The organism is Pseudomonas sp. SCPG-7, assembly GCF_002156405.1.
Taxonomy (GTDB): Bacteria; Pseudomonadota; Gammaproteobacteria; order Pseudomonadales; family Pseudomonadaceae; genus Aquipseudomonas; species Aquipseudomonas parakoreensis.
Window position 1 is genome coordinate 44,120 of sequence record NZ_MVOO01000023.1, and the last position, 26,868, is coordinate 70,987.

14 protein-coding genes and 1 riboswitch are annotated in these 26,868 nt (G+C 60.7%); of the genes, 6 read left to right on the top strand and 8 right to left on the bottom strand.

Going from position 1 to position 26,868, the window contains the following annotated elements:
• Positions 1-27: 27 nt before the first annotated feature.
• Positions 28-4,794, top strand: coding sequence for an NEL-type E3 ubiquitin ligase domain-containing protein (locus B1722_RS26480; protein WP_254616406.1), 4,767 nt, complete (start codon positions 28-30; stop codon positions 4,792-4,794).
• Positions 4,795-4,882: 88 nt separating this feature from the next.
• Here the strand turns inward: B1722_RS26480 and B1722_RS26485 are convergent, their stop codons facing one another.
• Positions 4,883-5,377, bottom strand: a complete 495-nt coding sequence (locus B1722_RS26485; RefSeq protein ID WP_041072696.1) for a DUF934 domain-containing protein — start codon at positions 5,375-5,377, stop codon at positions 4,883-4,885.
• The gene (locus B1722_RS26490; RefSeq protein ID WP_041072694.1) at positions 5,361-7,019 is read right to left on the bottom strand and encodes a nitrite/sulfite reductase; all 1,659 of its coding nucleotides are present in this window, start codon (positions 7,017-7,019) and stop codon (positions 5,361-5,363) included. Before B1722_RS26490 ends, B1722_RS26485 begins: the two co-directional genes overlap by 17 nt.
• Positions 7,020-7,543: 524 nt before the next feature.
• On the opposite strand from B1722_RS26490, the gene B1722_RS26495 reads away from it, so the two are divergent.
• Positions 7,544-8,617, top strand: coding sequence for an ABC transporter substrate-binding protein (locus B1722_RS26495; protein WP_086794892.1), 1,074 nt, complete (start codon positions 7,544-7,546; stop codon positions 8,615-8,617).
• Positions 8,618-8,623: 6 nt separating this feature from the next.
• Here B1722_RS26495 and B1722_RS26500 read toward each other — a convergent pair whose 3' ends face one another.
• Complete coding sequence (locus tag B1722_RS26500) at positions 8,624-8,842, bottom strand: DUF2970 domain-containing protein (protein WP_025112547.1); 219 nt, start codon at positions 8,840-8,842, stop codon at positions 8,624-8,626.
• A 177-nt stretch (positions 8,843-9,019) separates the two neighbouring features.
• Here B1722_RS26500 and B1722_RS26505 point away from each other — a divergent pair, with 177 nt between their 5' ends.
• Positions 9,020-16,036, top strand: a complete 7,017-nt coding sequence (locus tag B1722_RS26505; protein ID WP_086794893.1) for an NEL-type E3 ubiquitin ligase domain-containing protein — start codon at positions 9,020-9,022, stop codon at positions 16,034-16,036.
• Between the two features lie 50 nt (positions 16,037-16,086).
• Here the strand turns inward: B1722_RS26505 and metH are convergent, their stop codons facing one another.
• Entirely contained in the window at positions 16,087-19,797 is a 3,711-nt protein-coding gene (gene metH, locus B1722_RS26510) for a methionine synthase (RefSeq protein WP_041072687.1), read from the bottom strand.
• Between the two features lie 156 nt (positions 19,798-19,953).
• Between metH and B1722_RS26515 the strand changes: the two genes are divergently transcribed.
• The 3 genes from B1722_RS26515 (at position 19,954) to nfuA (ending at position 24,097) form a co-directional block, all read left to right on the top strand.
• Positions 19,954-22,248, top strand: a complete 2,295-nt coding sequence (locus tag B1722_RS26515; RefSeq protein ID WP_086794897.1) for a fatty acid cis/trans isomerase — start codon at positions 19,954-19,956, stop codon at positions 22,246-22,248.
• Positions 22,249-22,429: 181 nt separating this feature from the next.
• On the top strand, positions 22,430-23,455 hold the full coding sequence (locus B1722_RS26520; protein ID WP_086794894.1) for an acyltransferase: 1,026 nt from the start codon (positions 22,430-22,432) through the stop codon (positions 23,453-23,455).
• A 57-nt stretch (positions 23,456-23,512) separates the two neighbouring features.
• Positions 23,513-24,097 (top strand): Fe-S biogenesis protein NfuA, encoded by a 585-nt coding sequence (gene nfuA, locus B1722_RS26525; RefSeq protein WP_003225494.1) that lies wholly within the window; start codon positions 23,513-23,515, stop codon positions 24,095-24,097.
• A gap of 173 nt (positions 24,098-24,270) precedes the next feature.
• Here the strand turns inward: nfuA and cobM are convergent, their stop codons facing one another.
• The 4 genes from cobM to B1722_RS26545 form a co-directional block, all read right to left on the bottom strand.
• Positions 24,271-25,017, bottom strand: coding sequence for a precorrin-4 C(11)-methyltransferase (gene cobM / locus B1722_RS26530; protein WP_086794895.1), 747 nt, complete (start codon positions 25,015-25,017; stop codon positions 24,271-24,273).
• Between the two features lie 81 nt (positions 25,018-25,098).
• Positions 25,099-25,512, bottom strand: a complete 414-nt coding sequence (locus B1722_RS26535; RefSeq protein WP_041072679.1) for a cobalamin biosynthesis protein — start codon at positions 25,510-25,512, stop codon at positions 25,099-25,101.
• Positions 25,509-26,207: a CbtA family protein gene (locus B1722_RS26540; RefSeq protein WP_041072677.1), complete on the bottom strand. Its 699-nt coding sequence runs from the start codon at positions 26,205-26,207 to the stop codon at positions 25,509-25,511. Before B1722_RS26540 ends, B1722_RS26535 begins: the two co-directional genes overlap by 4 nt.
• A gap of 11 nt (positions 26,208-26,218) precedes the next feature.
• A complete protein-coding gene (locus B1722_RS26545) occupies positions 26,219-26,416 on the bottom strand; it encodes a CbtB domain-containing protein (RefSeq protein ID WP_047598594.1) in 198 nt (65 codons plus the stop codon).
• A gap of 122 nt (positions 26,417-26,538) precedes the next feature.
• Positions 26,539-26,761, bottom strand: a riboswitch (cobalamin riboswitch).
• Between the last annotated feature and the right edge of the window lie 107 nt (positions 26,762-26,868).

Consider the following 26,868-nt stretch of genomic DNA (forward strand, 5'->3'; position numbering starts at 1 on the left):
TCAGAACAGAAAGGCCTCTTTTTTGATTTGATCAAAAAGAATGCACCGTCCTGGATATTGGCGGCTCCCGAGGCGTTGCGCCGTGAACTCTACGACAGCCTCATTGAAAGTCATCGCACGCGCAGTACCGCAGGCGAACTCCTGAACAAACTGCAGTCGCCCGAGCAGTTTTGCTCGCCCTTGCTGGCCAAGGCCATGTCCGACAAGCTGTCCATGCCACTGGACGTGACCGGCGTGGTCTTTCAACACGTGCGTTCAACGTCGAGCCTGCTGGGACTGCGCAAAAAACTGGTGCTGCCGATCAATCGCGATCTGCTGGTCGCCGCGTGCGAGAACTTCGAATCCCGCGAAACCGAGGCGAATAACTACAGCGACACTTCACTGATCTATATCCCGCAGGAACTGAACGGTGGCGTGGCTTCGATATTGCCGATACAACCCCATGAGTTTGCACAATTGTGCCGGACACTGGACCTGGGCAAGCAATATCAGACTCATCTTGAATCGGTATTTGAACTTAACGTCGAATCGAGCAATGTGCTTAGCCAGTGCGCTGCCCATGTGCGAAGTTGTTTTGATGTGGATCGGCATATTGCGCTGATGAGAAAACATATCAGCACGTCGGTTCATCAAATGTTGAAGTCCGTGAAGGACGGCGACAGCACGATCAAACTGGGGAAAAACACCCTGGGCTATCAGAGTCTGGAAATGTTCAACATGGCCCTGCATGGCCCACTGTTCATCGGACCTGTCAGTGAGCACGCCGACGATGATTATCGCTGTGTCGTTTACCTGCCGGGCGATCCGCTGCATCCGCTGAAAGAATATGCGTCGTTCACCGACTTTGAGGTCGAGTTGAGCAGACGCCTGAAAAAACCGGCGTTCAAGGCGTTTTTCATGGGTTTCCTGAAGATGAGCGAGCGCGCGGCCTTTCAACAGGAGCTGAACATTCGCTTGTACCCCGGTGGCAGTTCACTCCTGACGAGCACGGGCACCTACGTGACGTTGACGGGTGTCGATATCGAGGGCGATCCCTTTACCTGTATACACCGTCAGCAGGTTGCGCGGACCGTGGCCGACGCCCGGCTTCTGGTGGTTCCCACGGATGATGAAGACGAGAAAACCCGCCTCGCACGCCTGGAAACTTTCAAGGAAATCGGTATCAATCTGTTGCTGGTCGCGGCCTCGTTTTTGCCCGGAGTGGGTGAAGTGCTGTTGACGCTGGGCACTCTGCAGCTGCTGTCGCACGTGTATGAAGGCATCGCAAGTTGGACCCGTGGCGAGCAGGAGCAGGCCACGGATCACCTGTTCGATGTTATCGAAAACATCATTCTGATGGCTGCTTTCGCTGCCGGGACGAAAGCCATCGGGGCAGCCTATAGAACCGTCAGGTCGTCGGCCTTCATCGAACGTTTGATTGCGGTCAATCCGGGCGGTGGACGCTTGCGTCTGTGGAAGTCGGATCTCAACGCTTATCGTCAGCATCGGCGGTTGCCCAGAGGATTGCCCGTCGACGCCCGCGGACTGCGTTGGTTCGAGGGACAGGCTTACGTCACCCTCGACACCGTTCGGTACGCGGTGCATCAACAACCTGAAACCGAATTGTGGGAAGTGCTGCCTCCACCGGGCGCAGCAGAAGACTACCGTCCGTTGCTCGAAACCAATGACCGCGGCGCCTGGCGCCATGACTCGGAGCGGGTGCAGGAGTGGGGGCGGCTGACGTTGTTTCGTCGTTTCGGCTACGCCAGAGAAGCGATCCCGGACGCCGTGGCGACGCGTGTTCTGGCGGTCAGTGGGCTTGATGACAGCGTGTTGCGGCAGGTGCATATCGATCAGGTGCAGACCCCGGCACTGCTGGTCGATACCGTGCAGCGTTTCATGGCGGACGCTGCAGTCAGGGCGTTTATCGAACAGTTGCAGGCGCCGAGTGCTGCAGCGTTGGCCGATCCTGATCTGCAGTTGCATGTGCTCACCGCCGCCGTGAAATGGCCATCCGATAACGCAATCAGCGTGGTCAACGCGTTGGATTACCCAGTCAACCGTTACGGTTCGCAAACCGCCAGGAGCGTTATCCGGCTGACTGAGGACGCGTTGCACAAAGGTCAGTTACACCATTCGCTGCTGTCGAAGCTCTCGCGCAATCAGCGAGAAAGCCTGCTCGGCAACGCGTCGACAAACACTGAAGTGCAAGCACAGGAACTGGCGCGGATCATTGCCGAACAGGCTCAAACCGCGCGCCCCGATTTGTTCCGGCGGGTATACCAGCGTAGCCAAGTCCCAAGCCATCCCCGTGTCGCGGTACTGATGCAACACTTTTCCGAGCTGCCCGCCAGTGCCGCCGAAGAGTTGGTGAACAATGCGTTCAGTGGTGAATGGCGCGAGCTGGACGCGAAACGCGTGCCCTTGCGGCTGGCGGAGGAGGCGCGGCGTTATCAGCAGATGATCCGTGTCTGTCGCGCCTACGAAGGTTTGTACCTCGACGGGGCGGGAGGGCAGTACACCAATCGACTGGTGCTCGATGCACTCAAACACCTCCCGGGCTGGTCCGACGCTGCGTTCGTGCAAATACTCGAATGGACCGCGACCGATGATTCGGTAGCCGCAATTGGACCGGCGACAGCGAGCGAGCGCACGGTGGTCAGCGTGTTCGAGGATCGAATCAACGTTATCCAGGGCACCGACGCACCGCTTGTCACATTCACCAGGCGCACCCGTGAACACTATTTTCGGGCGCTCTGGATGGGGCTTTCGACACAGCGCAGGACGGCGCTGGGCGTACAGGCGGAAAAGGGTGCCGCCATGCTGCAGGAAAAAATTACCCGAGTGGCGCAGGAACGACGGACTATCTTCGCGCAGACCATTGGCGGGGGGCTCGGAGAGCTGTCACCCATGGGACTGGCCGAGCGTCCTGCCATTGTGTCGAGTGCGGCCTCCGGCGAAGTCACCAACGTCATGGTGCGCCGGGCCCTGGAGCTTTATCCGATGCACACCCCTGCGCAGATTCATCGCTTGCTCAACGCCTTGGGCACTAACGAAATCAAGGTGCTGATGAAGCTCGAAGCACTGCGGCTGGAGTTTTTCGCGCTCAGGGAAACCTTGAGTCGCTGGGTCAGCCGTCAGACTTGGCACCTGAGCGCCGATGGCACACGGCAGCCGACTTCCCGTGGCAGCAAGCTGCGCGCCATGCGCGCGATCATTCGCAGTTGGCGCAAGGAGCCGGGGAATGTGGCTGCAGACCAAAGTTTATATGGCACCTTACGGTTCGCGCCGGAGCCTTTGGGGGAGCTGCCGCCGGTGGTGGCCGATTTCAGCCACGTCGGGCGGGTCATCATGGACGGTGTAATGCCCGATGCCGGACTAGACGATTTTCTGCGCAACTTCAGCCAGTTGCGCAGTCTGTCGCTGAGCGACAATCAGCTCAGCCAGTTGCCCGAGTCGCTGGAGCGGATACGCTGGCTGACGCATCTTGACCTGAGCAGCAATCGCCTGCAGTCCTCTGAAGCATCGCTTGCTCAATTGGGGCGGATGAAAGACCTGCGGGTGCTGCACCTTGATTTCAACCCGAACCTGGCGCAGTTGCCCGATCTCGGTGGGCTGGCGCATCTTGAGCAGTTGACCGTGCGCGCAAACCGGATGACACACTGGCCACAGCGCCTGTCCGGGCTGCGTCGATTGCAGTTGCTGGATCTGCGCGACAACCGGATTGAAACCCTGCCAGCGCAGGCGTTCGACACTACCCAATTGCCGCAGATGATTCGCTTGCACGGTAATCCGTTGTCCTCCGACACGCTGAAAAACATCGCGACTTATCAGCAGACCTTCAGTGGTCGTTTCGGTGTGACGGCCATGGAGGGGCGCAAATCTCCACTGCAAACCGTGGCGCGGGAAGATCAAAGCGTGCAGTGGCTGGCTGGGGAAAGTGCCAGCGTGGCGTCGTCCCGGCGCGAGGTATGGGAGGCGCTGCGCGCGTTACCCGAGTCCACGGATTTTTTCCAAGTGCTGTTGCAACTGGTGCACACCGCAGAATTCACCCGCGTGTATCCGCATTTGCGTCAGCGTGTCTGGGATGTGGTGGACGCGGCTGCTGGCGATCAGCGCCTGCGCCGGTCATTATTCAGTGCGGCGCGCAGTGCCAGGGTCAGTGTCGACGGGTACAGCGCGTTGTTCAGCGAAATGGAAGTACTGGTCTTGTGTTTCCGTGCGAGGGCGGCAGCTACCGCCGGTGTGCAGGCGCTGGAAGAGCAACTGGTGAGTCTGCTCAGGGGCCTGTTCCGTTTGCACGAAGTGGAAAGCCTGGCGCTGGCGGACATCAGCGCACGTTTCCACACCGCGCCGATGGACTACGATCAGGCGTTGCAAGTCAGCCTGGCCTATCGGGTGGGTCTGGCGCAACGCTTGAACCTGCCGGCGCAGCCGCGAACGCTGAGCAGCCCCTTGACTGTCGAGGTGTCGCCGACCGTTCTGGATCAGGCCTTTCAACAGGTGCTCAAGACCGAGAGCAGCGGCGCGTTACGCGACTGGAGCATGGCGCAGACGTTCTGGGTCGAGTATCTGGAGTCGGCTCACGGTGATCGGTTTTCCGTGGTGAACGAACAGACGTCGCGGGCGATGGCGCAATTGGAAGGGCAGATCGAACTGACGCGCGAGGCGGCCTCGACGCAGATGAATGCGATCCTCGACAACTTCAGTAATCAGCGCCGGGAATTGATCGGGCAACTGACGGATCAGGCATTGGCACGCCACGCCGAACCTGACGTGTCAAAGGCCGCGACGGCTGAAATGATGGAGGCTTGATGAGGCGTCGCTTGCACGCAACGCTTGGCGTTAACGCCCGGAATGAACAACGCCTTGAGCCCGATTGCAGGCTCAAGGCGTTTTTCGATCAGCGACGACGGAACAGCGGCAGCGGTTCGTCGGTGGCGGCCTGATAAGTGACCGAGAAGTCCTTCAGGCTTTCCAGTGCTTCGTACGGGTCTTTGTCGGCGCGCAAGGCGAACGCGTCGAAACCGCAGCGGTGCATGTAGAACAACTGGTCACGCAGCACATCGCCAATCGCCCGCAGTTCGCCTTTGAAACCGTAACGGTCGCGCAGCAGGCGGGCGTTGGAGTAATTGCGGCCGTCGGTGAAGGCCGGGAAGTTCAGGGCAATCACCTGGAACTGCGCGACGTCGTCACCGATTTCCTCGGCTTCTTCATCGGCGTCCAGCCACACACCCAGTCCGCCGTCGCGGGCCTTGAGCATGCGGCTGTGTTCACGCCAAAGCTGCAAAGGAACGATCAGATCGTCGCAATTGCTGATGTCGTCGATGTTGAAATCTTTCGGCAGCAGGTGCCAGGTTTCGTCGACGACTTCGTTGTTCTTAATGATTCGCTGCATAGACGCGTTCCTTGAAGAGGTCGATGCCAATACGCTGGTAGGTGTCGATGAAGCGCTCGTCCTCGGTACGTTGTTCAACGTACACATCGATCAGCTTCGAGATCACGTCCGGCATGTCGTCCTGAGCAAAGGACGGGCCGAGAATCTTGCCCAGGCTCGCGTCACGGCTGGCGCTGCCACCGAGGGATACCTGGTAGAACTCTTCACCTTTCTTGTCCACTCCGAGAATGCCGATGTGACCGACGTGGTGGTGACCACAGGCGTTCATGCAGCCGGAGATGTTCAGGTCCAGCTCACCGATGTCGAACAGGTAATCCAGGTCGTCGAAACGGCGCTGGATCGATTCGGCGATCGGGATCGACTTGGCGTTGGCCAGCGAGCAGAAATCACCGCCCGGGCAGCAGATGATGTCGGTCAGCAGGCCGATGTTTGGCGTGGCGAAACCGCTTTCACGCAGTTCGCCCCACAGGGTGAACAACTGGCTCTGCTCGACGTCGGCCAGAATGATGTTCTGCTCGTGGGACGTGCGTAGCTGACCGAAACTGTAGCGCTCGGCCAGATCGGCGACGGCGTCCAGCTGCTTGTCGGTGATGTCGCCCGGCGCAACGCCGGTCGGCTTCAGCGACAGGGTTACGGCGACATAGCCCGGCTTCTTGTGCGCCAGGGTGTTGCGCGAGCGCCAGCGGGCGAAACCCGGATGCTCCTTGTCGAGTTCGGCCAGGGCGGCAGTCTGGTTCTCCAGCGCCTTGTAGTCCGGATCAACGAAGTGTTTGGCGACGCGATGCAGCTCGGCTTCGGTCAGTGTGGTCTGGCCGCCGCGCAGGTGCTCCATCTCGGCATCGACTTTTTGCGCGAAGACTTCGGGGGTCAGCGCCTTGACGAGGATCTTGATCCGCGCCTTGTATTTGTTGTCGCGACGGCCATAGCGGTTGTACACACGCAGGATGGCGTCGAGGTAGCTCAACAGGTCCTGCCACGGCAGGAACTCGTTGATGAAGGCGCCGACCACCGGAGTACGGCCCAGGCCACCGCCGACCAGTACACGGAAACCCAGTTCGCCGGCGGCGTTGTGGACCGGCTCCAGGCCGATGTCGTGAACTTCGATGGCGGCACGGTCAGCGGTCGAACCGTTGACGGCAATCTTGAATTTGCGTGGCAGGTAGGCGAATTCCGGGTGGAATGTAGTCCACTGACGGACGATTTCGCACCATGGGCGCGGGTCGATCACCTCATCGGCGGCGACACCGGCGAACTGGTCGGTGGTGACGTTGCGCAGGCAGTTGCCGCTGGTCTGGATCGCGTGCATTTGCACGGTGGCCAGTTCCGCGAGGATGTCCGGAATGTCTTCCACCGCCGGCCAGTTGAACTGCACGTTCTGCCGGGTACTGATGTGGGCGTAGCCCTTGTCGTAGTCACGGGCAATCTTCGCCATCATGCGCACCTGACGGGAAGTCAGTTGGCCGTAAGGCACCGCCACGCGCAACATCGGCGCAAAACGCTGGATGTACAGGCCATTTTGCAGGCGCAGGGGGCGGAATTCTTCTTCGCTCAGCTCACCTGCCAGATAGCGTCGGGTCTGATCACGGAACTGCTTGACGCGGTCCTCGATGATCCGCTGATCGTACTCGTCGTATACGTACATATAAGTCCTGTTCTCAGGCTTTGGGCTACTCGGAAAACGCTGCGTTTTCGCTTGCTGGAGTCCGATGGTGCCTCTGCAATTACGCGCGCACGGCCGCGCACTCCCTAACGGAGCCGGGGCAATATACCCGTTTGCAGTTATGCGCAAAAGTGATGTTTGAGTATATGTAAAGAACCAGATCGCCTAACGAGAATAGTTGTTGATTAACCCACATTTGTCGCGGGGACAATCATCGTCTTAACTGTGATCGAGTCTTTCTGCAATCACCGATAAAACCGACAAGAGGCGATGCAATGAGCAATCCGACCAAGGCAAAGAAAAGCGATAGCAGTGTCGATGCATGGGCCATTCTGTTCCTGATTATTCTGGTCGTAGGGACAGCGGTATTCTGGGTCAGCCATCAGTAAACGACCGATCCGGGTCCGCTTCCGACGATTGTCGGACAAAAAACGGGATCAGGCGTCAATAGCCGCTGATTCGGGGGCTATAATGCGCGGCCATTTTTCCTTGGGCCCGGGTCTTTCATGTTGAAGTTTTTCTGCCTCAGCCTCCTGCTGTTCGGTGCGGTTTTCGGATCCGCAGCCCGGGCCGAGTCGGTGCTGTTCCTCAACCCGGGTACGACTCAGGAAGCGTTCTGGGTCAGCTATTCGCAATTCATGCAAGCGGCGGCCCACGACCTTGGCGTCGATTTGCAGATCCTCTATTCCCGACGCCAGCCCGAACTCACCGTGGCCCAGGCCAGGATTGCCCTGCAGGGACCGAACCGTCCCGACTACCTGATGTTCGTCAACGAGCAGTACGTTGCACCACAGATCCTGCGCCTGGCGGAAGGCAGCGGGGTCAAGCTGTTCATGGTCAACGCGGTGCTGACCGCCGATCAGCAGGCGCTGGTCGGCGAGCGTGCCGATCGCATTGGCAGCCTGGTGCCCAATGATGAGGAGGGCGGCTACCTGATGATGAAAGAGTTGATTCGCTTGCATCCGCCAGTGGCGCGAGACGAGCCGATCGAGGTGTTGGCGTTTTCCGGCCTGAAGATCACGCCATCGGCGCAATTGCGCGAGCGCGGCATGCAGCGTGCCTTGGCCGAACATCCTCAGGTGCGCCTGCGACAACTGGTGTACAGCGGCTGGACACGGCAGCGCGCCTACGAACAGGCGCGGCAACTGGTCAGCCGGTATCCGAAGGTGTCACTGGTGTGGTCGGCGAATGACGAGATGGCGTTCGGCGCCATGCGCGCGTTTGCCGAAGCGGGCAAGGTGCCGGGCAAGGACGTGCTGTTCAGTGCGGTCAATACCTCATCCGAGGCGTTGCAGGCCGTGATCGATGGACGCCTGAGCGCACTGGTGGGCGGTCATTTCACCCTCGGTGGCTGGGCACTGGTGGAATTGCATGACTATGACCAGGGCGTCGACCTGGCCCGCTACGGCGGTCGCGATCGCCAGTTGCCGTTGCTGCAACTGATTGACAGGCATCAGGCCCGGCAGATTCTGGCCATGGGCTCGACACCGGGTTACGGGGTGAGCTTTCGCAAGCTGTCCGCCAAGGGGCGTCCGGCCTCGTATCGTTACCCGTTCGAGCTGCAGACCCTGATGCACTGACAGCCCTCAGACCCCGGCGAAATGCAGCACCAGTTTGACGATGGCAAACAGGGTAAGGGCGAACACGGCGGTGAAACCTATCCCCAGGATCACGAAATGGCTGGGCTTGCCATGGGTGAAGTCCCTTGCCCGATTCTTCCCGCTTTGCACGCCAAATGCCGCCGCCATCACGCTGTGCAGCATCTGCCAGAAGCTCGGTGGTTTGTTGTCGACTGGATCGTCCATAAATCCCCCGTCCGAAAGGCTGTCCCGACAGCATAGTCAATCCTGTGGGTTGTGCCGTGGTCGCACGGGGGATCCTGACGTGTCCTGACATAGGTCCAAGGCCATGCGATAACTATGTACCGCAGGTCACTGCGGCGGACATGGTGTTCTGTGCTCCCATTATTCAGGAGAGACAGGATGTCCCATCATTCCCCGACGTTGCCCCGTACACCCGTCAGCGCCAGCGTCCACGGCAGGTTGCTTGAGCATATGATCCCCGATTGGCTGATTGCCGCCTCGCCAGCCCGGCGAGCCGCGATGAAAGCGGTCAGCACCCGTCCACCGCCCGGCTATCACGAATTCCCGCAGGAACAGCAACAAGTCTTGAAAGACCAGGTCACGGCTGCCTTTGTCGCCCAGACCCGACTCGACAAGACCATGGCCGGCCTCGAAAGCGTCGAGGCATTTGCCCAAACATTGCTTGGCGAGGCACTCAAGGATCAGTTCAACGTCACGGTCGATCTCGGCAAGACCTTGTTGTGTCTCAGAAGGCCCCTCGAACTCGGAGTGCTGGAGGTGGAAGTGTCCACCTTCGAAGTGTTGAAACTGCCATTGCTGCAAGCGGCACTGCACAACTTCGAGGCCTGGGAGTGTGAAGCAGGGGCCTATCACGCCAAATCCGGTTTCGTGGTCGAGACAGCGACCCCCGGCGAGTTTCAGGCCGCAGAAATCGGCATCTCGGTCAGTCAGTTTCTGACGCTGTGTCGTTCACTCGACGTCGGTTCGCGTTATCAGACACGGATCAAAGCGTTTTTCGAGAACAACGACACCTTGCGTGGACAGTTCATTGCCAGTCAGAAAGCCGCGCTGCGTGCCGCCGCGCAATGGGCGCTGCTGAAAAAGGACATCGAGCCTGCCGACTACCGGATGATTCTGTCGGTGGTGGACGGTCAGATCCACCCGCAACTCGGCGGCAAGGCCGTGTGGTTTCGCGATCTGAGCCTGATGAAGCGGCGGATGACCGGTTGCGTCGTGTTCAGCATCAGCGAGCGCTACCGCTACACCAACGAATTCATCGTCTACATTCCCCATGACCCGCAACACCCGCTCAAGCGTTACAGCAGCGCGCAGATGCGGGAGGTGTTCAAACGCAAATTCACGGCGACCGACACTACGGCTACCGGACAAGGACCGACCGCTTACCAGCAGTTTTTCAGTCAGTTCGTGGCCTACGCCGACCGTCCTTACTATTTCAGTCAGTTCACCCAAAAGGCTGCGGACGCCCCGAGTGATCCGTTGCATTCGATCTGGGTCAAGGTCGCACAGCTGATACCGCCGCTGTCCACTATCGTGCAGATCAAGGAGTTGCCACCCGAAGTCCCCGGCAAGCGCGAGCCGCAGCCTGACCCGTATCTCGACCCGTTTGCCATCACGCGCCAGGACGTTGCCGGGATCTGGGGCGCCAACACCGATTTGTGGCAATACCTTTACGAACAGCACCGGGCCAAATTCATCGCCGACGCGCGCGCCCATGCCGTCCCGACGGCGGATGTCGATGCCCGGGTCCGCGCAGCCAAACTCAGTCATTTGCTCGAACTCGGCATGCTGGGGTTGAACATGGTGTCGATGTTCGTCCCGGTGCTGGGCGAAATCATGATGACCGTGATGGCGGGGCAACTGCTCTACGAGTCCTTCGAAGGCGCCATCGAATGGTCGGAAGGCGATCGTCAGGCTGCCAAGGCGCATCTGGTCGATGTGGCGCAGAACCTGGCGCTGATTGGCGTAATGGGCGCTGTGGGCAAGGGCGTAAGCCGACTGCGCCCAGCCTCCGCCGAACCCGTGATCGAGCACCTGCAACCGGTCGAGCGGCCCGACGGCTCGGTTCGCCTGTGGAAACCCGACCTCGATACCTACGCCAGCGATATTGTCCTGCCTGCGACTGCCGGGCCCGACGCGCAAGGCGTGTATCGGTTCGACGGCAAGACGTTCATTCGCCAGCAGGGCAAGCTCTATCAGACGCACTACGATGAGAACCTGAATAACTGGCGCATCCTCCACCCGCAGGATCCGGCGGCGTATCAACCGATCCTCGAGCACAATCGACTGGGCGCCTGGCGCCACACCCACGAGCGGCCGCTGCACTGGGATCGACTGACCTTGCTGCGGCGCATCGGTCACTCGACTGACGCATTTTCGGATGAGCAATTGCTCGAAATCGCCGACCTCAGTGGTGTCAGTGATGATGCCCTGCGCCAGATGCACCTCGATCACCAGCCGGCGCCACTGGCCCTGGCCGATACCTTGCGCCTGTATGAGGCGAATCAGCAGGTCGGGCGTTTGATCGATCAGGTCGAACGAGGAACCAAGCTTGACGATTCGTACCTGCTGACGCTGCCCATGCTTACGCAAATGCCGCGCTGGCCGAGCGGGCAGATGCTGGAAGTCTTCGATGGACCGCAGTTGTCCGGGCCCAGCCGTCTGTTCGGCGCGCAGTCAGGTGCAATCGAGGGCCCGACGCGTGCGCCGATCCGGATCACCCGCGCCGACGTGCTCGACGGCCAACTGCCTGAGCGCATTCTGGCAACGCTGGATGAGCCGCAAACCGTTTGGCTGCTGGGTGCCGAGTCGGCGCGGGTCATGGAATCCCGGCCGCTGGAGTTGCGCAAACAGATCGCCGATTACCTGCGAAACCGGCAGCCGGCGATGTTCGACCGGCTGTATGACGAACCCGCGTTGAACGACCCGCGAATCGCCAGGCTACAAGCCGCCACGCCGGGGCTGGGCAGTTCGGCGGCAATCCGTGTGTTGCTCGAGGCGAACGCCGAGGAACTGACGCGTCTGCAGAACGGTGGGCGGGTACCGTTGCGGCTGCTGGAGATCTCCCGTGAATATGCCCGGCAGCGGCGCTTCAACCATGCGATTGCCGGTCTGCACATGGAAAATTCGGCCGGCGGCGACAGCCAATGGCTGGCCTTGCGCGCTTTGGAGCGGCTGCCGGGCTGGTCGGACGAAGTGCGTCTGGAAGTACGCGAAGGCAGTGTCGACGGGCCGTTGATCGACAGCATCGGCAGCGAAAGCGCCAGTAAGACCCAGTATCTGGTCAAGCGCGGGCCGGTCTATCAGGCGTACAACGCGCAGGGGGAAGCGCTCAACGGCGTCCCGCGCCGCGGGGACAACTTTTTTGCCTCGGTCCTCCATGCGTTGCCCGATCAGACGCGACAGGCTCTGGGCTTTGCCGAGGTTTCGCGTAGAGCCGGACTGCGCCGGGCACTGATCGAGTATGCGGCCCGCCATCGCACCGAACTGGCTCGGCTGGCGAGCAGGCGCCATGGCCACAAGCAACGCTTCAAGGCGCCGGTGCGGGTGCGCCAGCATGGCCTGGGTTATTACGCCAGCGGTCGCGGCGAAGGCGTGAACCCGCTGCTGGTGACGCGCGTGCAGGACGTGTATCCGGCGCTCACCGATCAGCAGGCGGGCGGGTTCATCCTCAAGCAATTGGCCGCCGGGCGGACTGACGCGCAGATCTACGAGATGTTGCAACGGCGCCTGCGTGAATGGCAGGCGCTCGAATCGACACTGGCGCAATGGGAAGGTGTGCCTTCTCCGGAGCCGACGCTGCAATCGATGATCGGCGGCAAATCCAGCGTCGTGCGCAGCCTCAAGCAGAGCTGGCGCCATGCGCCGCTGGCTGAGAGTCAGGCGAGTGCCGCACGCCTCGATCTGACGTGCGACGAGCCGTTGCCGGAGCTGACGGCAGATTTCTCGCATGTGCGCGACCTGCGCATCAGAGGGCGTTGCATCACCGATGCCAACGGCGATGCACTGTTGAGCCGTTTCCCCAGGCTCAAGGCGCTGCGCATCAATGGCACCGCAGAAACATTTACCAACGTGCCGACGGTGCTGCAGAACATGCCGGAACTGACTGACCTGACGCTCTACGGCGCGATGCCCTATGCCGCCGACATGCCGGCACGCCTGGCTCAATTGACCCGACTTGAAGCATTGAGTGTCAGTACCTCGAGTTACCAGTCACTGGCGTTCGACGTCAGCGGCATGCGCAATTTGCGCAGCCTGGACATCGTCGCCTATTCATTGTTCGACTGGCCTGCGGGTGCGCTGGAGTTACCGGCCCTGGAGCGTCTGAACCTCAGGGATACAAGCATCAGCACCGTGCCCGCCGAGCTGCTGCAGGGGCATGAAAAACTCTGGTCGGGGCTGTCGCTGGACTGGTCAAGATTTTCCCGGGAAAACTTCGCTGGCGTGTACGAATACGTCAAAACCTTGCCGGAACACCTGATCGATCGCGAGACGATGGTCAGGGATTATTGTCGCGGCGAGTTGCGGCGCCTGGGCGAGGGTGTGCATCAATCCACCGAGGGCATATTCCATCGTTTCTTTGAGCAATGGCCGGATGAGCAACAGCGCTTCACCGCCATCAATGCCTTGAGCGATCAATATGCTGCGCTGGAACGTGAACTCAGTCAGTGGCAGCAGCGCCTGGTGGTGTCGGCAGAGTCGCTGTCCGAACTGATCGCGCGATCAAACCTGGCGCATGTTCTCAAAGCCAGTTGGCGCAACGGACTGTTCAAGCGCTATGGCGCAACGATCAGCGCCTCGACCGTGGATTTGTCGGGGTTGAGGCTCAGCGAACTTCCGGTGTTGCCGGCAGACGCCTTTGCGCATGTACGCACGCTGCTGCTCAATGGCCAGCGGGTTGCCGGTGCGCAGATGCGCAATTTCATCAGCGCATTCAGCGAAGTCCGGACCCTTGATCTGAGTAACAATGCCTTGCACGAATGGCCGATCGAGTCGCAGCGCATTTCGCGCCTGATGCACCTGGACCTCGCCGACAATCTGTTGACCGACAGTTCGCGCCTGCAGAGCGGATTGAGTGAATTGCCTGCGCTCGAACAACTGAATCTGCGCAACAATCCGTTGAGCGATTTGAACGTCGGCAGTCTGCAGCGCTTGAAGGCCCTCGACCTGCAGCGCACGCACCTGCAACACTGGCCGGCAGGCGCAGAAGGCTTGCCGCAACTGTCGTGGCTGGACCTGCGCGAGACCCGTATCAGCACGCTGCCACCTGCCGTGCTCGAGAGCACCTCACTGCTCAACACCAACCTGACCGGCGCGCCCCTGACCGCAGCGGCGTCGGCGCAGCTGCGTTCGGCGCAACTGCGGCTCGAACACGAATTGGGCCTTCCTGCCGGCGCGCTGGAGGCATTTGCCCGGGAACCGGTGCCAGCGACGTTTCCCCCAGCGGAGAACGGTTTGACCGTGGCCCGCCAGTTGCTGCCGTTGACGCCAGCACCTGTCAGTACCGGGCTGGCACGCATGCGCCAGAATCTGCAGCGGTTGCAGCCGGCCTTTAGCGATGAACAAGCCATGCAAGTGATCGAGACGCTGCGTAACGATGGCGCGACCGATGTGCAGATCGAGGAGCGGATCACGGGCTGGAGTCAGACATTCGAAACCCTCGTTCGCCGACTCAACGGCTGGCTGTATACCCGGGAAACCCGTGGAGCCGACTGGGTCATCTCCTCGCAGTCGCGCAGCCTCGCGGCGTGGCGCATCCTCACCTGCTGGCGTGCCAGGTTAGCGGTTGCCGGGGGCGATGCGGTTCTGGATCTCAACGGCCTGCAATTGGGCGATCTACCGGCGCTGCCCGAGGATTTCGGGCATGTCGGCAGCCTGGACCTGACAGGCACTCGGGTGACGACCGAGGGCAGCGACGGGTTTCTCAAGTCGTTCACCCACCTGCGTCATCTGACCCTTAATGGCAATGCGCTGACAGCGCTGCCGGATGGCGTCCGGCAAATGCCGCAGCTGGAGCGACTCGAGCTTTCCAGCAACCACTTCAGCGACACCGAGCACCTGTATGCCGCGCTGTCCGGTCTGGAGCATCTGCAAGCTCTGGACCTGAGCTACAACTACCTCGATGCGTTCGACGTCAGCTATTTCGAGCATTTGCAACGTCTGGATCTGCGCAACAACAACCTGGCCGAATGGCCGGCCGGTGCGCTGGATGCGCAGCACCTGCTGACACTGAACCTCAGTCGCAATGACATCACCGCTATCCCCGAAGAGGCGCTGGACGGTCAGCACGATGAGCTGATGGACGGCACCGACCTGACTGACAACTACAACCTGTCGCAGGAGTTCCTCGAAAGGCTCAGGGCCTATCAGACGGCGGGTAACCGCCAGCGAGTGCTCGGTTTCTCGAGTTCCGAACTGGAGGAAATGGCTGACGACGTTGCCGGCGGGCTCAGCGAAACCACGGACAGCATCGAGTCGGACGAATCCCTCCCGGACGAACAGTCCCATGCGCAACAGAAGACGCCGTGGCTGGCGAATTTGCTGCCGGAGCAGGCGTCTGCCCGAGACCGGCTGTGGGATCAACTGGCTGCGGAACCGGACAGCGGGGCATTCTTCCATTTGCTTGACCGATTGCAGGACACCCAGGAGTTTCGCGTGGCCAATGCCGACCTGACCCGACGGGTCTGGAGGGTCATGGAGGCTGCCGCCGCCGACAGTGAGCTGCGCGAGGTGATTTTCGCCGGCTCGGCCACCCATGGAACGTGCGTGGACGGGCGAATCCTCACCTTCAGTGGTCTGGAGAGCAAGGTCTTTACCTACAACGCTTTGCTCGATTTGCCGGCCGGTCGCCCGGGAATTCGTGGCGAGGCCTTGTTGTCCCTGTCGCGGCAACTGTTCCGGCTGGACAAGGTCGATGAACTGGCAAAAGCAGCGGCCGCACGCAGTGGTTTTGACGAAGCCGAAGTCCGTCTCGGTTACCGGATCGGTCTGACCGGTGGCTGGGAGGATGGACTGGAGTTGCCCGGACAGCCCAAAAACATGAAATTTGCCTCCGGTGTAACGCCTCAGCAGTTGTTCGATGCGCGGGCCGAGGTGGTTTACGCGGAACATTCCGACCGGTTTCTGGAGGATCTGATCCAGCGCGATTACTGGCTGGATTACCTCAAGGAGCAGCAGCCCGAAGCGTTCAGGCAAATGGATGAAGTGCAACTGATGGAGGAGGGCGAGGACGACGGTCTGAGTGCTGACGACCCGCTTTATCTGAGCCGGTTGTTCGATCAGGCAGCGGCGCGCAATGCCAGGCTCATCGAATTGACGCGACAGGAGATTGAACGGATCGGTTTGTCTGCCAACACGGCACCAATGCCCGGCTCCTCCGGGCAATGGTCAGGCGCGTAAAACCTGGTGAACGGTCACTCCCCGGCTGATCCGCGGAGTGACCGTTGCGCTTATTCGTCGTAACCGAGGTTCGGCGCCAGCCAGCGCTCGGTCACGCTCAGTTCCTGACCTTTGCGCGAGGTGTAGCTCTGCACCTGATCCTTGTCGACCTTGCCCACGGCAAAGTATTGCGCCTGCGGGTGCGCGAAGTACCAGCCGCTGACCGCGGCTGCCGGGAACATCGCATAGTGTTCGGTCAGGAACACGCCGCTGCGGCCCGCGCGCATTTCGCTGGCCTCAGGATCGAGCAGGGTGAACAGCGTGGCCTTTTCAGTGTGATCCGGGCACGCCGGGTAACCCGGTGCCGGACGGATACCGGAGTACTGCTCTTTGATCAGTGCTTCGTTGTCCAGCACTTCGTCCTTGGCATAACCCCAGTGTTCTTTACGCACTTGCTGGTGCAGCCATTCGGCGCAAGCTTCCGCCAGACGGTCGGCGAGGGCTTTGACCATGATCGAGTTGTAGTCGTCGCCGGCGTCCTGATAAGCCTTGGCCACTTCTTCGGCGCCGATGCCGGCGGTGGTGATGAACCCCCCGACGTAGTCGGTCACTTCGCTGTCTTTCGGCGCGACGAAGTCGGCCAGCGAGAAGTTCGGCTTGCCGTCGGTCTTGATGATCTGTTGACGCAGGTGATGCAGGCGCGCCATGGGCTTGCCGTCATCGCCGTACAGCTCGATGTCGTCATCATGCACCTGATTGGCCGGCCAGAAACCGAACACCGCACGGGCGCTGATCAGCTTCTCGTCGATCAGCTTGGTGAGCATTTCACGCGCATCCTTGTACAGCGCGGTGGCGGCTTCACCGACCACTTCGTCTTCGAGGATGCGCGGAAACTTGCCGGCCAGGTCCCAGGAGATGAAGAACGGCGTCCAGTCGATGTATTCGGCCAGCACGTTGAGGTCGATGTTGTCCAGCACGCGGGTGCCGGTGAAGGTCGGTTTGACCGGCGTGTAGTTGGCCCAGTCGAACTGTGGCTTTTTGGCGATCGCCGCCGCGTAGCTCAGACGCTCGGTACGGGCGCTGCGGTTGGCGGTGCGCTCACGCACATCGACGTAATCGGCGCGGGTTTTCTCGACGAATCCGGCCTTGAGTTCTTTGGACAGCAACTGCGTCGCGACACCGACCGCACGCGAGGCGTCGGTCACGTAGACCACTGCGTCGTTGCTGTACTTCGGCTCGATCTTCACGGCGGTGTGCGCCTTGGAGGTGGTCGCGCCACCGATCATCAGCGGCAGATGGAAATCCTGACGCTGCATTTCCCGGGCAACGTGGACCATCTCGTCCAGCGACGGGGTGATCAGACCGGACAGACCGATGATGTCGCACTTTTCTTCCTTGGCCACCTGGAGGATTTTCTCCGCCGGAACCATCACGCCGAGGTCGACGATGTCGTAGCCGTTGCAACCCAGCACCACGCCGACGATGTTCTTGCCGATGTCGTGCACGTCGCCTTTTACCGTGGCCATCAGGATCTTGCCCTTGGCTTCCGGCTTGTCGCCTTTTTCCAGTTCGATGAATGGGATCAAATGCGCCACGGCTTGCTTCATCACGCGGGCGGATTTCACCACTTGCGGCAGGAACATTTTGCCGGCGCCGAACAGGTCGCCGACGATGTTCATGCCGGACATCAGCGGGCCTTCGATGACTTCGATCGGGCGGGCAAATGACTGGCGCGACTCTTCGGTGTCTTCGACGATGTGGGTGGTGATGCCCTTGACCAGCGCGTGCTCCAGACGCTTGTTGACGTCCCAGCTGCGCCACTCTTCGGTCTCGGCTTCCTTGACACTGCCGTCGCCCTTGTACTTGTCGGCGATGGCGAGGAGGGCGTCGGTGCCTTCCGGCGTGCGGTTGAGGATCACGTCTTCGACGGCGTCGCGCAGTTCCTGCGGGATCTGGTCGTAGATCTCCAGCTGACCGGCGTTGACGATACCCATGGTCAGGCCGGCGCGGATCGCGTACAGCAGAAACACCGAGTGGATCGCCTCACGCACCGGGTTGTTGCCCCGGAACGAGAACGACACGTTGGACACGCCGCCGGAGCTCAGCGCATAGGGCAGCTCGTCGCGGATGTAGGCACAGGCGTTGATGAAGTCCACAGCGTAATTGTTGTGTTCTTCGATACCGGTGGCCACGGCGAAGATGTTCGGGTCGAAAATGATGTCTTCCGGCGGGAAGCCGACGTCGTTGACCAGAATGTCGTAGGAGCGTTTGCAGATCTCTTTCTTGCGCGCTTCGGTGTCGGCCTGGCCGGCTTCGTCGAAGGCCATGACCACCACCGCAGCGCCGTAGCGTTTGCACAGCTTGGCGTGATGGATGAACTGCTCGACGCCTTCTTTCATGCTGATCGAGTTGACGATGCCCTTGCCCTGAATGCACTTCAGGCCGGCTTCGATCACTTCCCATTTCGACGAGTCGATCATGATCGGCACGCGAGAGATGTCCGGCTCGCCGGCGATCAGATTGAGGAAGGTCACCATGGCCTTCTTCGAATCGAGCATCCCTTCGTCCATGTTGATGTCGATCACCTGGGCGCCGGCTTCGACCTGCTGCAGGGCGACTTCCAGGGCTTCGGTGTAGTTGTCTTCACGGATCAGACGGGCGAACTTCGCGGAGCCGGTGATGTTGGTGCGCTCGCCGACGTTGACGAACAGCGAGCTGCGATCGATGGTGAACGGCTCCAGACCCGAGAGGCGGCAGGCCTTGGGAATATCCGGAATCTGCCGCGGCGCGTAACCGGCGACGGCTTTGGCGATGGCTTCGATGTGGCCCGGAGTGGTGCCGCAGCAACCGCCGACGATGTTAAGGAAACCGCTTTGGGCGAATTCTTCGATGACCTTGGCGGTGTCCACCGGCAATTCGTCGTACTCGCCGAACTCGTTCGGCAAACCGGCGTTCGGGTGCGCGGAAACGTGGGTGCTGGCCTTGTTCGACAGCTCTTCCAGGTACGGACGCAGTTCACGGGCGCCGAGCGCGCAGTTGAGGCCGACCGAGATTGGCTTGGCGTGGGCCACGGAGTTCCAGAACGCTTCGGTGGTCTGGCCCGACAGGGTGCGGCCGGACGCATCGGTGATGGTCCCGGAAATCATGATCGGCAGTTCGATGTGCAGCTCTTCGAAGACGCCTTGCACGGCGAAGATCGCGGCTTTGGCGTTGAGCGTGTCAAAAATGGTTTCGATCAGGATCAGATCGACGCCGCCCTCGATCAGGCCCTTGGTGGCCTCGGTGTAGTTCTCCACCAGTTCATCGAAGGTGACATTGCGGTAGCCGGGGTTGTTCACGTCTGGCGACAGCGAGCAGGTGCGGCTGGTCGGGCCGAGTACGCCGGCGACGAAGCGTGGCTTGTCCGGGTTCTCGGCGGTCTTGGCGTCGGCCACCTTGCGCGCCAGGCGCGCGCCTTCTACGTTTAATTCGTACGCCAGTTCTTCCATGCCGTAGTCAGCCATGGAAATGCGCGTGGCGTTGAAGGTGTTGGTTTCCAGAATGTCGGCGCCGGCATCCAGATAAGCCTTTTCGATGCCGCCGATCACGTCCGGACGTGTGATCACCAACAGGTCGTTGTTGCCCTTGACGTCGCTCGGCCAGTCGGCGAAGCGTTTGCCGCGATAATCCTGCTCCTCGAGCTTGTAGCTCTGGATCATCGTGCCCATGCCGCCATCGAGTATCAGGATGCGCTCTTTGAGGGCTTGCTTGAGAGCTTGAAGGCGGACGCTGCGATCGGACATTGGGACTACTCGAAAAGACCATGACGAAGGGCCGGGATCATAGCAAACCTGTGCGCTTTTGGAGCATGTGCCGCTTTTGCATGAATATCGTTCATGTTGGTACGAGCGTCATACTGTAGAATCGCGGGCGTTTTTTTCACGATCGGGATCATGGGCATGTCGTACCGCGTCATCAGCATTTTCTTGCTGTTCTTAAGCTGGGGCGCCATTGCGCAGGAACCCGCGATCTCACCTTCTATTTCATATACGCGTGACATCCAGCCGATCTTCACCGAGAAGTGTGTGGCCTGCCACGCCTGCTACGACTCGGCGTGCCAGCTCAATCTGGGCAGCGGCGAAGGCGCAGGGCGGGGCGCAAGCAAGATGCCGGTCTACGACGGCGAACGCACTCAAGCGGCGCCGACCACGCGGCTGTTCTACGACGCCTTCGGCAAACGTGCCTGGCAGCAGAAGGGCTTCTATTCGGTGCTCGACGCTCAGGGCAGCCAGGCGGCGTTGATGGCGCGGATGCTGGAACTGGGCCACAAAACCCCGCTGACCCCGAATGCCAAGCTGCCGGAAGACATCGTCCTCGGCCTGCAACGGGAAAACATGTGCGCGATGCCCGCCGAGTTTGACGCCTATGCTGGCGCCCATCCGAAAGAAGGCATGCCGCTGGCGGTGACCGGGCTGACCGATCAGCAATACCAGACCCTGCAACGCTGGCTGGCGTCCGGTGCGCCGATCGACGAGCAGGGGCTGGCGCCGAGCGCCAAGGAAGCGCTGCAAATCGTGCAGTGGGAAAACCTGCTCAACACCCCGGGCGCGCGGCAGAGTCTGGTCGGGCGCTGGTTGTTCGAACACTGGTTCCTCGCCCATATCTATTTCAAGGACGGCGAGCCGGGCCACTACTTCCAGTGGGTGCGTTCGCGCACGCCGACCGGGCAGCCGATCGACCTGATCGCCACCCGACGCCCGAATGACGATCCGGGCACTCAGGTGTATTACCGCTTGTGGCCAGTGCAAGGAGTGATCGTGCACAAGACCCACATCACTTATCCGCTGAGCGCGGCGAAGATGGCGCGGGTCAAGAGCCTGTTCTACAGCGGCAACTGGCAAGTCAACGCGCTACCGGGGTACGGGCCGCAGAGCCGGGCCAACCCGTTCGCCACGTTCGAAGCGATTCCGGCGCAGGCGCGGTACCAGTTCATGCTCGACAATGCCGAATACTTCGTCCGCACCTTCATTCGCGGGCCGGTGTGCCGTGGGCAGATTGCGACGGATGTGATCCGCGATAACTTCTGGGCGCTGTTCCAGGCCCCGGAACACGATCTGTACATCACCGACCCCAACTATCGCGGCCAGGCCACGCCGTTGCTGGCAATGCCGGGGCAGAACGACGACGTCGGCAGTGTCCTGAGCCTGTGGCACAACTACCGCAACAAGCGCAACGAATACGAAGCCCTGCGCCGCGACAGCTACGCTGACCAGCCGGCGCCGAGCTGGTCGACCCTGTGGGCCGGCAACGACAACGCGCTGCTGAGCATTTTCCGCCACTTCGACAGCGCTTCGGTAACCAAAGGCCTGATCGGCGAAGTGCCGCAAACGATGTGGCTGTTCGACTATCCGCTGCTGGAACGCACCTATTACCAGTTGGCGGTCAACTTCGATGTGTTCGGCAACGTCTCCCATCAGGCGCAGACCCGTCTGTATTTCGACCTGATACGCAACGGCGCCGAACAGAACTTCCTGCGTCTGATGCCGGCCGATTCCCGTGAGGACTACCTCGACGATTGGTATCAGAGCAGCGGTCAGTTCAAGATGTGGCTCGACTACGAGGCCATCGATGATGACAAGCCGACCGGGTTGAAACTCGATCCGAAGGATCCGAAGTACGACTTCGCCATGCAACTGCTGGCACGCTACGGCGACCTCAATGCGCGGCCGGATCCGATCAACCGCTGTGACGGCGCCTACTGCTCGCGGCCGAACATCGATCCGGCGTTGCAGAACGCCGAACAGGCGCTGAGCCGCCTGACGTCACGACCGGCCGCCGGTCTGAAGGTCATCGACCAATTGCCGGAGGCCACCCTGCTGCGCATCGAAACCCGCAGCGGCAAACGCGAGGTCTACAGCTTGCTGCGCAACCGTGCGCACAGCAACGTGGCGTTTCTGTTGGGCGAATCCCTGCGCTATCAGCCAGGGCTCGACACCTTGACCATTTATCCAGGTGTGCTCAGCAGTTACCCGAACTTCATGTTCAATATTCCGGCCGCGCAAGTCCCGGAGTTTGTCGATGCCATGGAAAACGCCAAGGATGTCGATCGTTTCGAGAAAATCGTCGAACGCTGGGGGATTCGCCGCAGTCATCCGCAATTCTGGTTCTATTTCCACGACCTGAGCCAATACATCCACGAAACCGAACCGGTGGAAGAGGGCGTGCTGGACATGAACCGCTACGAGAATCTTTGATCGTTGAGATCGACCTGCTGTCCCAACTCCAAGCAACACCGCAAAGCCCCTTTAGGAGCTGCCGAGTGCAACGAGGCTGCGATCTTTTGATTCTTTAACAACAAAGATCAAAAGATCGCAGCGTGCCGCAGCTCCTACAGGGGGCCGGAGGTGATTCAGGAATTGTGCACGGGAGCCGATCATGTTGATTTCAGTGCAGGCCCTGCGCGCGCTTGCCGCGTGGACCGTGGTCTGCCATCACTTCATGCAGATTTTTTTCGACTTCAAGGCGCGCGGCCCGGTCGGGCAGTTCTTCATCGACAAAGGCGCAGTCGGCGTCGATGTTTTCTTCGTCATCAGTGGTCTGGTGATTTTCCTCTCCACCGAAAGCAAAGCACTGCCGCCCGCGCGCTTTCTGCTGTACCGGCTGTTTCGCATTGTCCCGGCGTACTGGCTGTACACGCTGTTGATGGCGTTGCTGGTGCTGTTCGCCCGGCCAATGTTGCCGGATCAGACGGTGGACTGGGCGCATTTCCTCGCGTCGCTGCTATTCATTCCTGCGCAAAATCCTGGCGGCTACGGAATTTATCCGACGCTGAACGTCGGCTGGACGCTCAATTACGAAATGCTCTTCTATGTGTTGTTTGCATGCGCGCTGGCGTTCCGCTGGCAGGTGCGCTTGCTGGTGGTCGCCGCGTTGCTGTTTTCGGTGTGTCAGGCGTTCGGCTGGCTCAACGAGTTTTACCGTTCCGACATCGTCTACGAGTTTGTGCTGGGGATCGGCATTGGCGTGCTCTATCGCCGGGGCTGGATTGGCGCCGGCCTGTGGCTGCCGCTGTTGGCGATGGGCGCTGCGATGATGGCGATCTATCACCTGGCACCGGCGCCAAGGTTATTGAACTGGGGCGTGCCGAGCGCGGTGCTGGTGATGGCTTGCATGGCGCTTGAGCGCTACGTCGAGCGCAATCGGTTGATGAAATGGCTCGGTGACTGTTCCTATTCGGTGTATCTGATGCACGTGTTGGTGTTGTCGGTTGGTGGTTTTATCGCGCGACGCTACGGAATCAACCCGTATCTGATGTTCATCGTCTGCGCTGTGGCTATCGCCCTGGGGTCATGGTTGAGCTACGAATGGATAGAAAAACGCAGCTATCAGTGGCTTAAAGCGCGGATCGATGGCGAACCGCTGCGCGTACCGGTCGAGAATCTTTCCCGACAAAAATACTAGGACTTTGTCCGGCGCAATGATTGGCGTAAACTGCGCCCAAGCCTGCGAGGAGTTTCCATGACCGCTATTACCATTACCGACGCCGCCCACGATTACCTGGCCGATCTGCTCTCCAAGCAGAACACACCAGGCATCGGCATCCGCGTCTTCATCACCCAGCCTGGCACCCAGTACGCCGAAACCTGCATTGCCTATTGCAAGCCGGGCGAAGAAAAACCTGAAGATACCGCGCTGGGGCTGAAAAGCTTCACCGCCTATATCGACTCGTTCAGTGAAGCGTTTCTTGACGACGCCGTCGTCGACTACGCCACCGACCGCATGGGCGGCCAGCTGACCATCAAGGCGCCAAACGCCAAAGTCCCGATGGTCAACGCCGACAGCCCGGTCAACGAGCGCATCAACTACTACCTGCAAACCGAGATCAACCCGGGGCTGGCCAGCCACGGCGGTCAGGTCAGCCTGATCGATGTGGTCGAGGACGGCATTGCCGTGCTGCAGTTCGGTGGCGGCTGCCAGGGCTGCGGCCAGGCCGACGTGACCCTGAAGGAAGGCATCGAGCGCACCTTGCTCGAGCGTATTCCAGAGCTCAAGGGTGTGCGCGACGTGACCGACCACACGCAGAAAGAAAACGCCTACTACTGAGTAAGGTGTTCACTGCGAACATGAAAAACGGCGCTGTGGCGAGGGAGCTTGCTCCCGCCTGACTGCGAAGCAGTCACAAATCGGACAATGCATTTACCCGTGATGAATGGGTTGTCCGGTTTTGGGATCTCTCCGCGATCCGGCGGGAGCAAGCTCCCTCGCCACAATTGCTTTCAGGGCCTGTAGAGGTGTGCATGCCCTGCGCGATACAGCGACGATTCGCTAAACACCTCACTGCCCAGCACCCGACCCACCAGAATCAACGCCGTACGCCGAAACCCCTTGGCCTCAACCTTCGCCGCAATGTCCTCAAGTGTCCCCACCACCCAATCCTGATCCGGCCATGTTGCCCGGTGAATCACCGCAATCGGGCAATCCGCGCCGTAATGCGGCAGCAATTCAGTGATGATTTTCTGCAGATGGTTGACCCCCAGGTGAATCGCCATGGTCGCGCCATGCTGCGCCAGACTGCTCAACTCCTCACCCGCCGGCATCGCGGTCTTGTCCGCGTAGCGGGTCAGAATCACGCTCTGTGACACATCCGGCAGCGTCAGCTCGGCGCCGAGCAAGGCTGCACAGGCGGCGGTGGCGGTGACGCCGGGGATGATTTCGAACGGAATATTCAACTCGCGCAGATAACGAATCTGCTCGCCAATCGCGCCATACAGGCTCGGATCACCCGAGTGCACCCGCGCCACGTCCTGGCCATTGCCGTGGGCGGTTGTGATCAGTTCAATGATCTGCTCCAGATGCAATTCGGCGCTGTTGACCACCGTTTCCGCCTGATGTCCCTCGAGCACGGCGGCCGGTACCAGCGAGCCTGCGTAGATGATCACCGGGCAGCTGCGGATCAGCCGCTGGCCTTTGACGGTGATCAATTCCGGGTCGCCGGGGCCGGCGCCGATGAAGTAGACGGTCATGAAGAAATCCTGTGAAAAACGGGGCAGGGCAACGCTTCAGATGAAGATTGCTCATGATCAAACAGGGGGATTATCGGGAATTTACGCAGCGCCGGCCAATGCCAGTGTCGCCTGAGCGTATTTCTGCCGGGAAATCAGCAGCTTTGCCGGTGCCTGAATCAACTGCTCGGCCAGGGCCAGGGCGGCACTTTCCGCCACACCGTAGCAACCGGTGCGCTCGTAGGCGATCTGCGAATGGTGGCTCAGGCGTTGCTGATAACTGGCCAGTTCGTCGCTGCTGAAATACAACAGCGGCAGCGCCAGTTGACTGGCCAGTTCCTGCAGGCCGGGTTCATCGCGTTTAAGATCGATGCTGGCCAAGGCCTTGACCGCTTCAAGTTCTATACGATGCGCCTGCAACGCCTGATCGAGTAACGCGCGCAGCGTGCTGACCGGGCAGCCGCGCTGGCAGCCCAGGCCGACCACAAAGGTCGGCGCTGCGCGGTCATCGGTCATGCGTGGTACTGACCATCGCTTTTGCGACGGAACAACCAGGCGCTGATCAGGCCCAAGGCCAGCCAGAACGCCACGTTGGTCAACTGCGAAGCGATTTTGAACTGGGCTTCCAGCGCTTGCGGAGCGAGCATCGAATGCACTTCCGGTTGCGGCGCGCCGATCACATGCGGCACGGCGAGGATCGCCACGCCCAGCAGCTTCATCAGCCAGTGACGGCTGAACACGATGAGAGCCAGGCCGACTGCGGTGGAAGCGGCGGTGCCGATCCACCAGGTCTGTCGCGACGCCAGATCGGCGGCAGCGGTGCCCGGCAGTTCAGGCGGCAGGCCGAGGGTCGGCGCGAGGACGAAGGTCGCGTAACCGGCCAGGCCCCAGAGTAGGCCCTGCGAAGTTTTGGTCGGTGCACGCAGGGTGTACAGGCCGGCGAGCATCAGCGCGAAACCGACCGCCACTACCAGATTGCCGCCGGTGGTCGAGACCACGCGTTGCCAGCCGTCTTCCGGCTCCCAGGCTTCAGCGTCGTGAGTGTGTGCGGCTGTACCGGCGGCGTGTTCGTGAACGGCCACCGGCTCGGACTTCTCGAAGGTTTCGGCCTGCAGAATCAGTGGCGAAACCCAGAAGCTTTGCAGCAACGTCAGCAGCAGGGCGGCCAGCAGGCCGGTGAAGCCTGCGGTTTGCGCGATACGCTTGATCATGTCGGCAGGTCTCAGTGGCACGGGAACGCGGCGCTGTGGCGGGTATCGTGAGCGGCGTTGTGCACCGCTTCGATGTGCGAGAAACCGGCGAAATAAACGAGGCCTGCACCCAGGATCGACGCGAAGATCGCGGCGGTCAGGCGTTGGCTCAAGGTGGCGGTGCTGGAGATTTTGTCGGTGTTGCTGCCGGTGCTGCTGATGATCGACATGGCGCTTCCCTCTGGAGTGTCAGCGGGTGATATAGAGCGCATGGAAACCCCTGCGAGTCGGGCACGCAGAGGTTCGAACAGCGCCCGCCCACCGCGGGTTTGTTATGTTCAGCGACGCAAAATGCGCGCTGTGTGTTGCGGGCCGGTCTCCGGGCTCACGAGGGGTTGGCGTCTGGCCGACCTGCAAGCATCACCTTCCCATGCCGCAATGGCACAGTGGATTCGACGCTTCGCTCGCTTACCGTTGCGGGGGCAGCACCGGACTGACATGGCTTTGAGTAAAGCACATGATTCACCGGTTTCCCGTTTCACCCTGTGAAGGGCACCCGTAACAAGTTGTGTAGGAGAGCATGGGTTGGGGAAACTAGTCAATTTTGTGGGTGGATCCGTTGCTGCGGTAACGGCCACTTAGGGTTCCGCCCTTACGGCGGGTCACTTTTGGCAAACGCCCC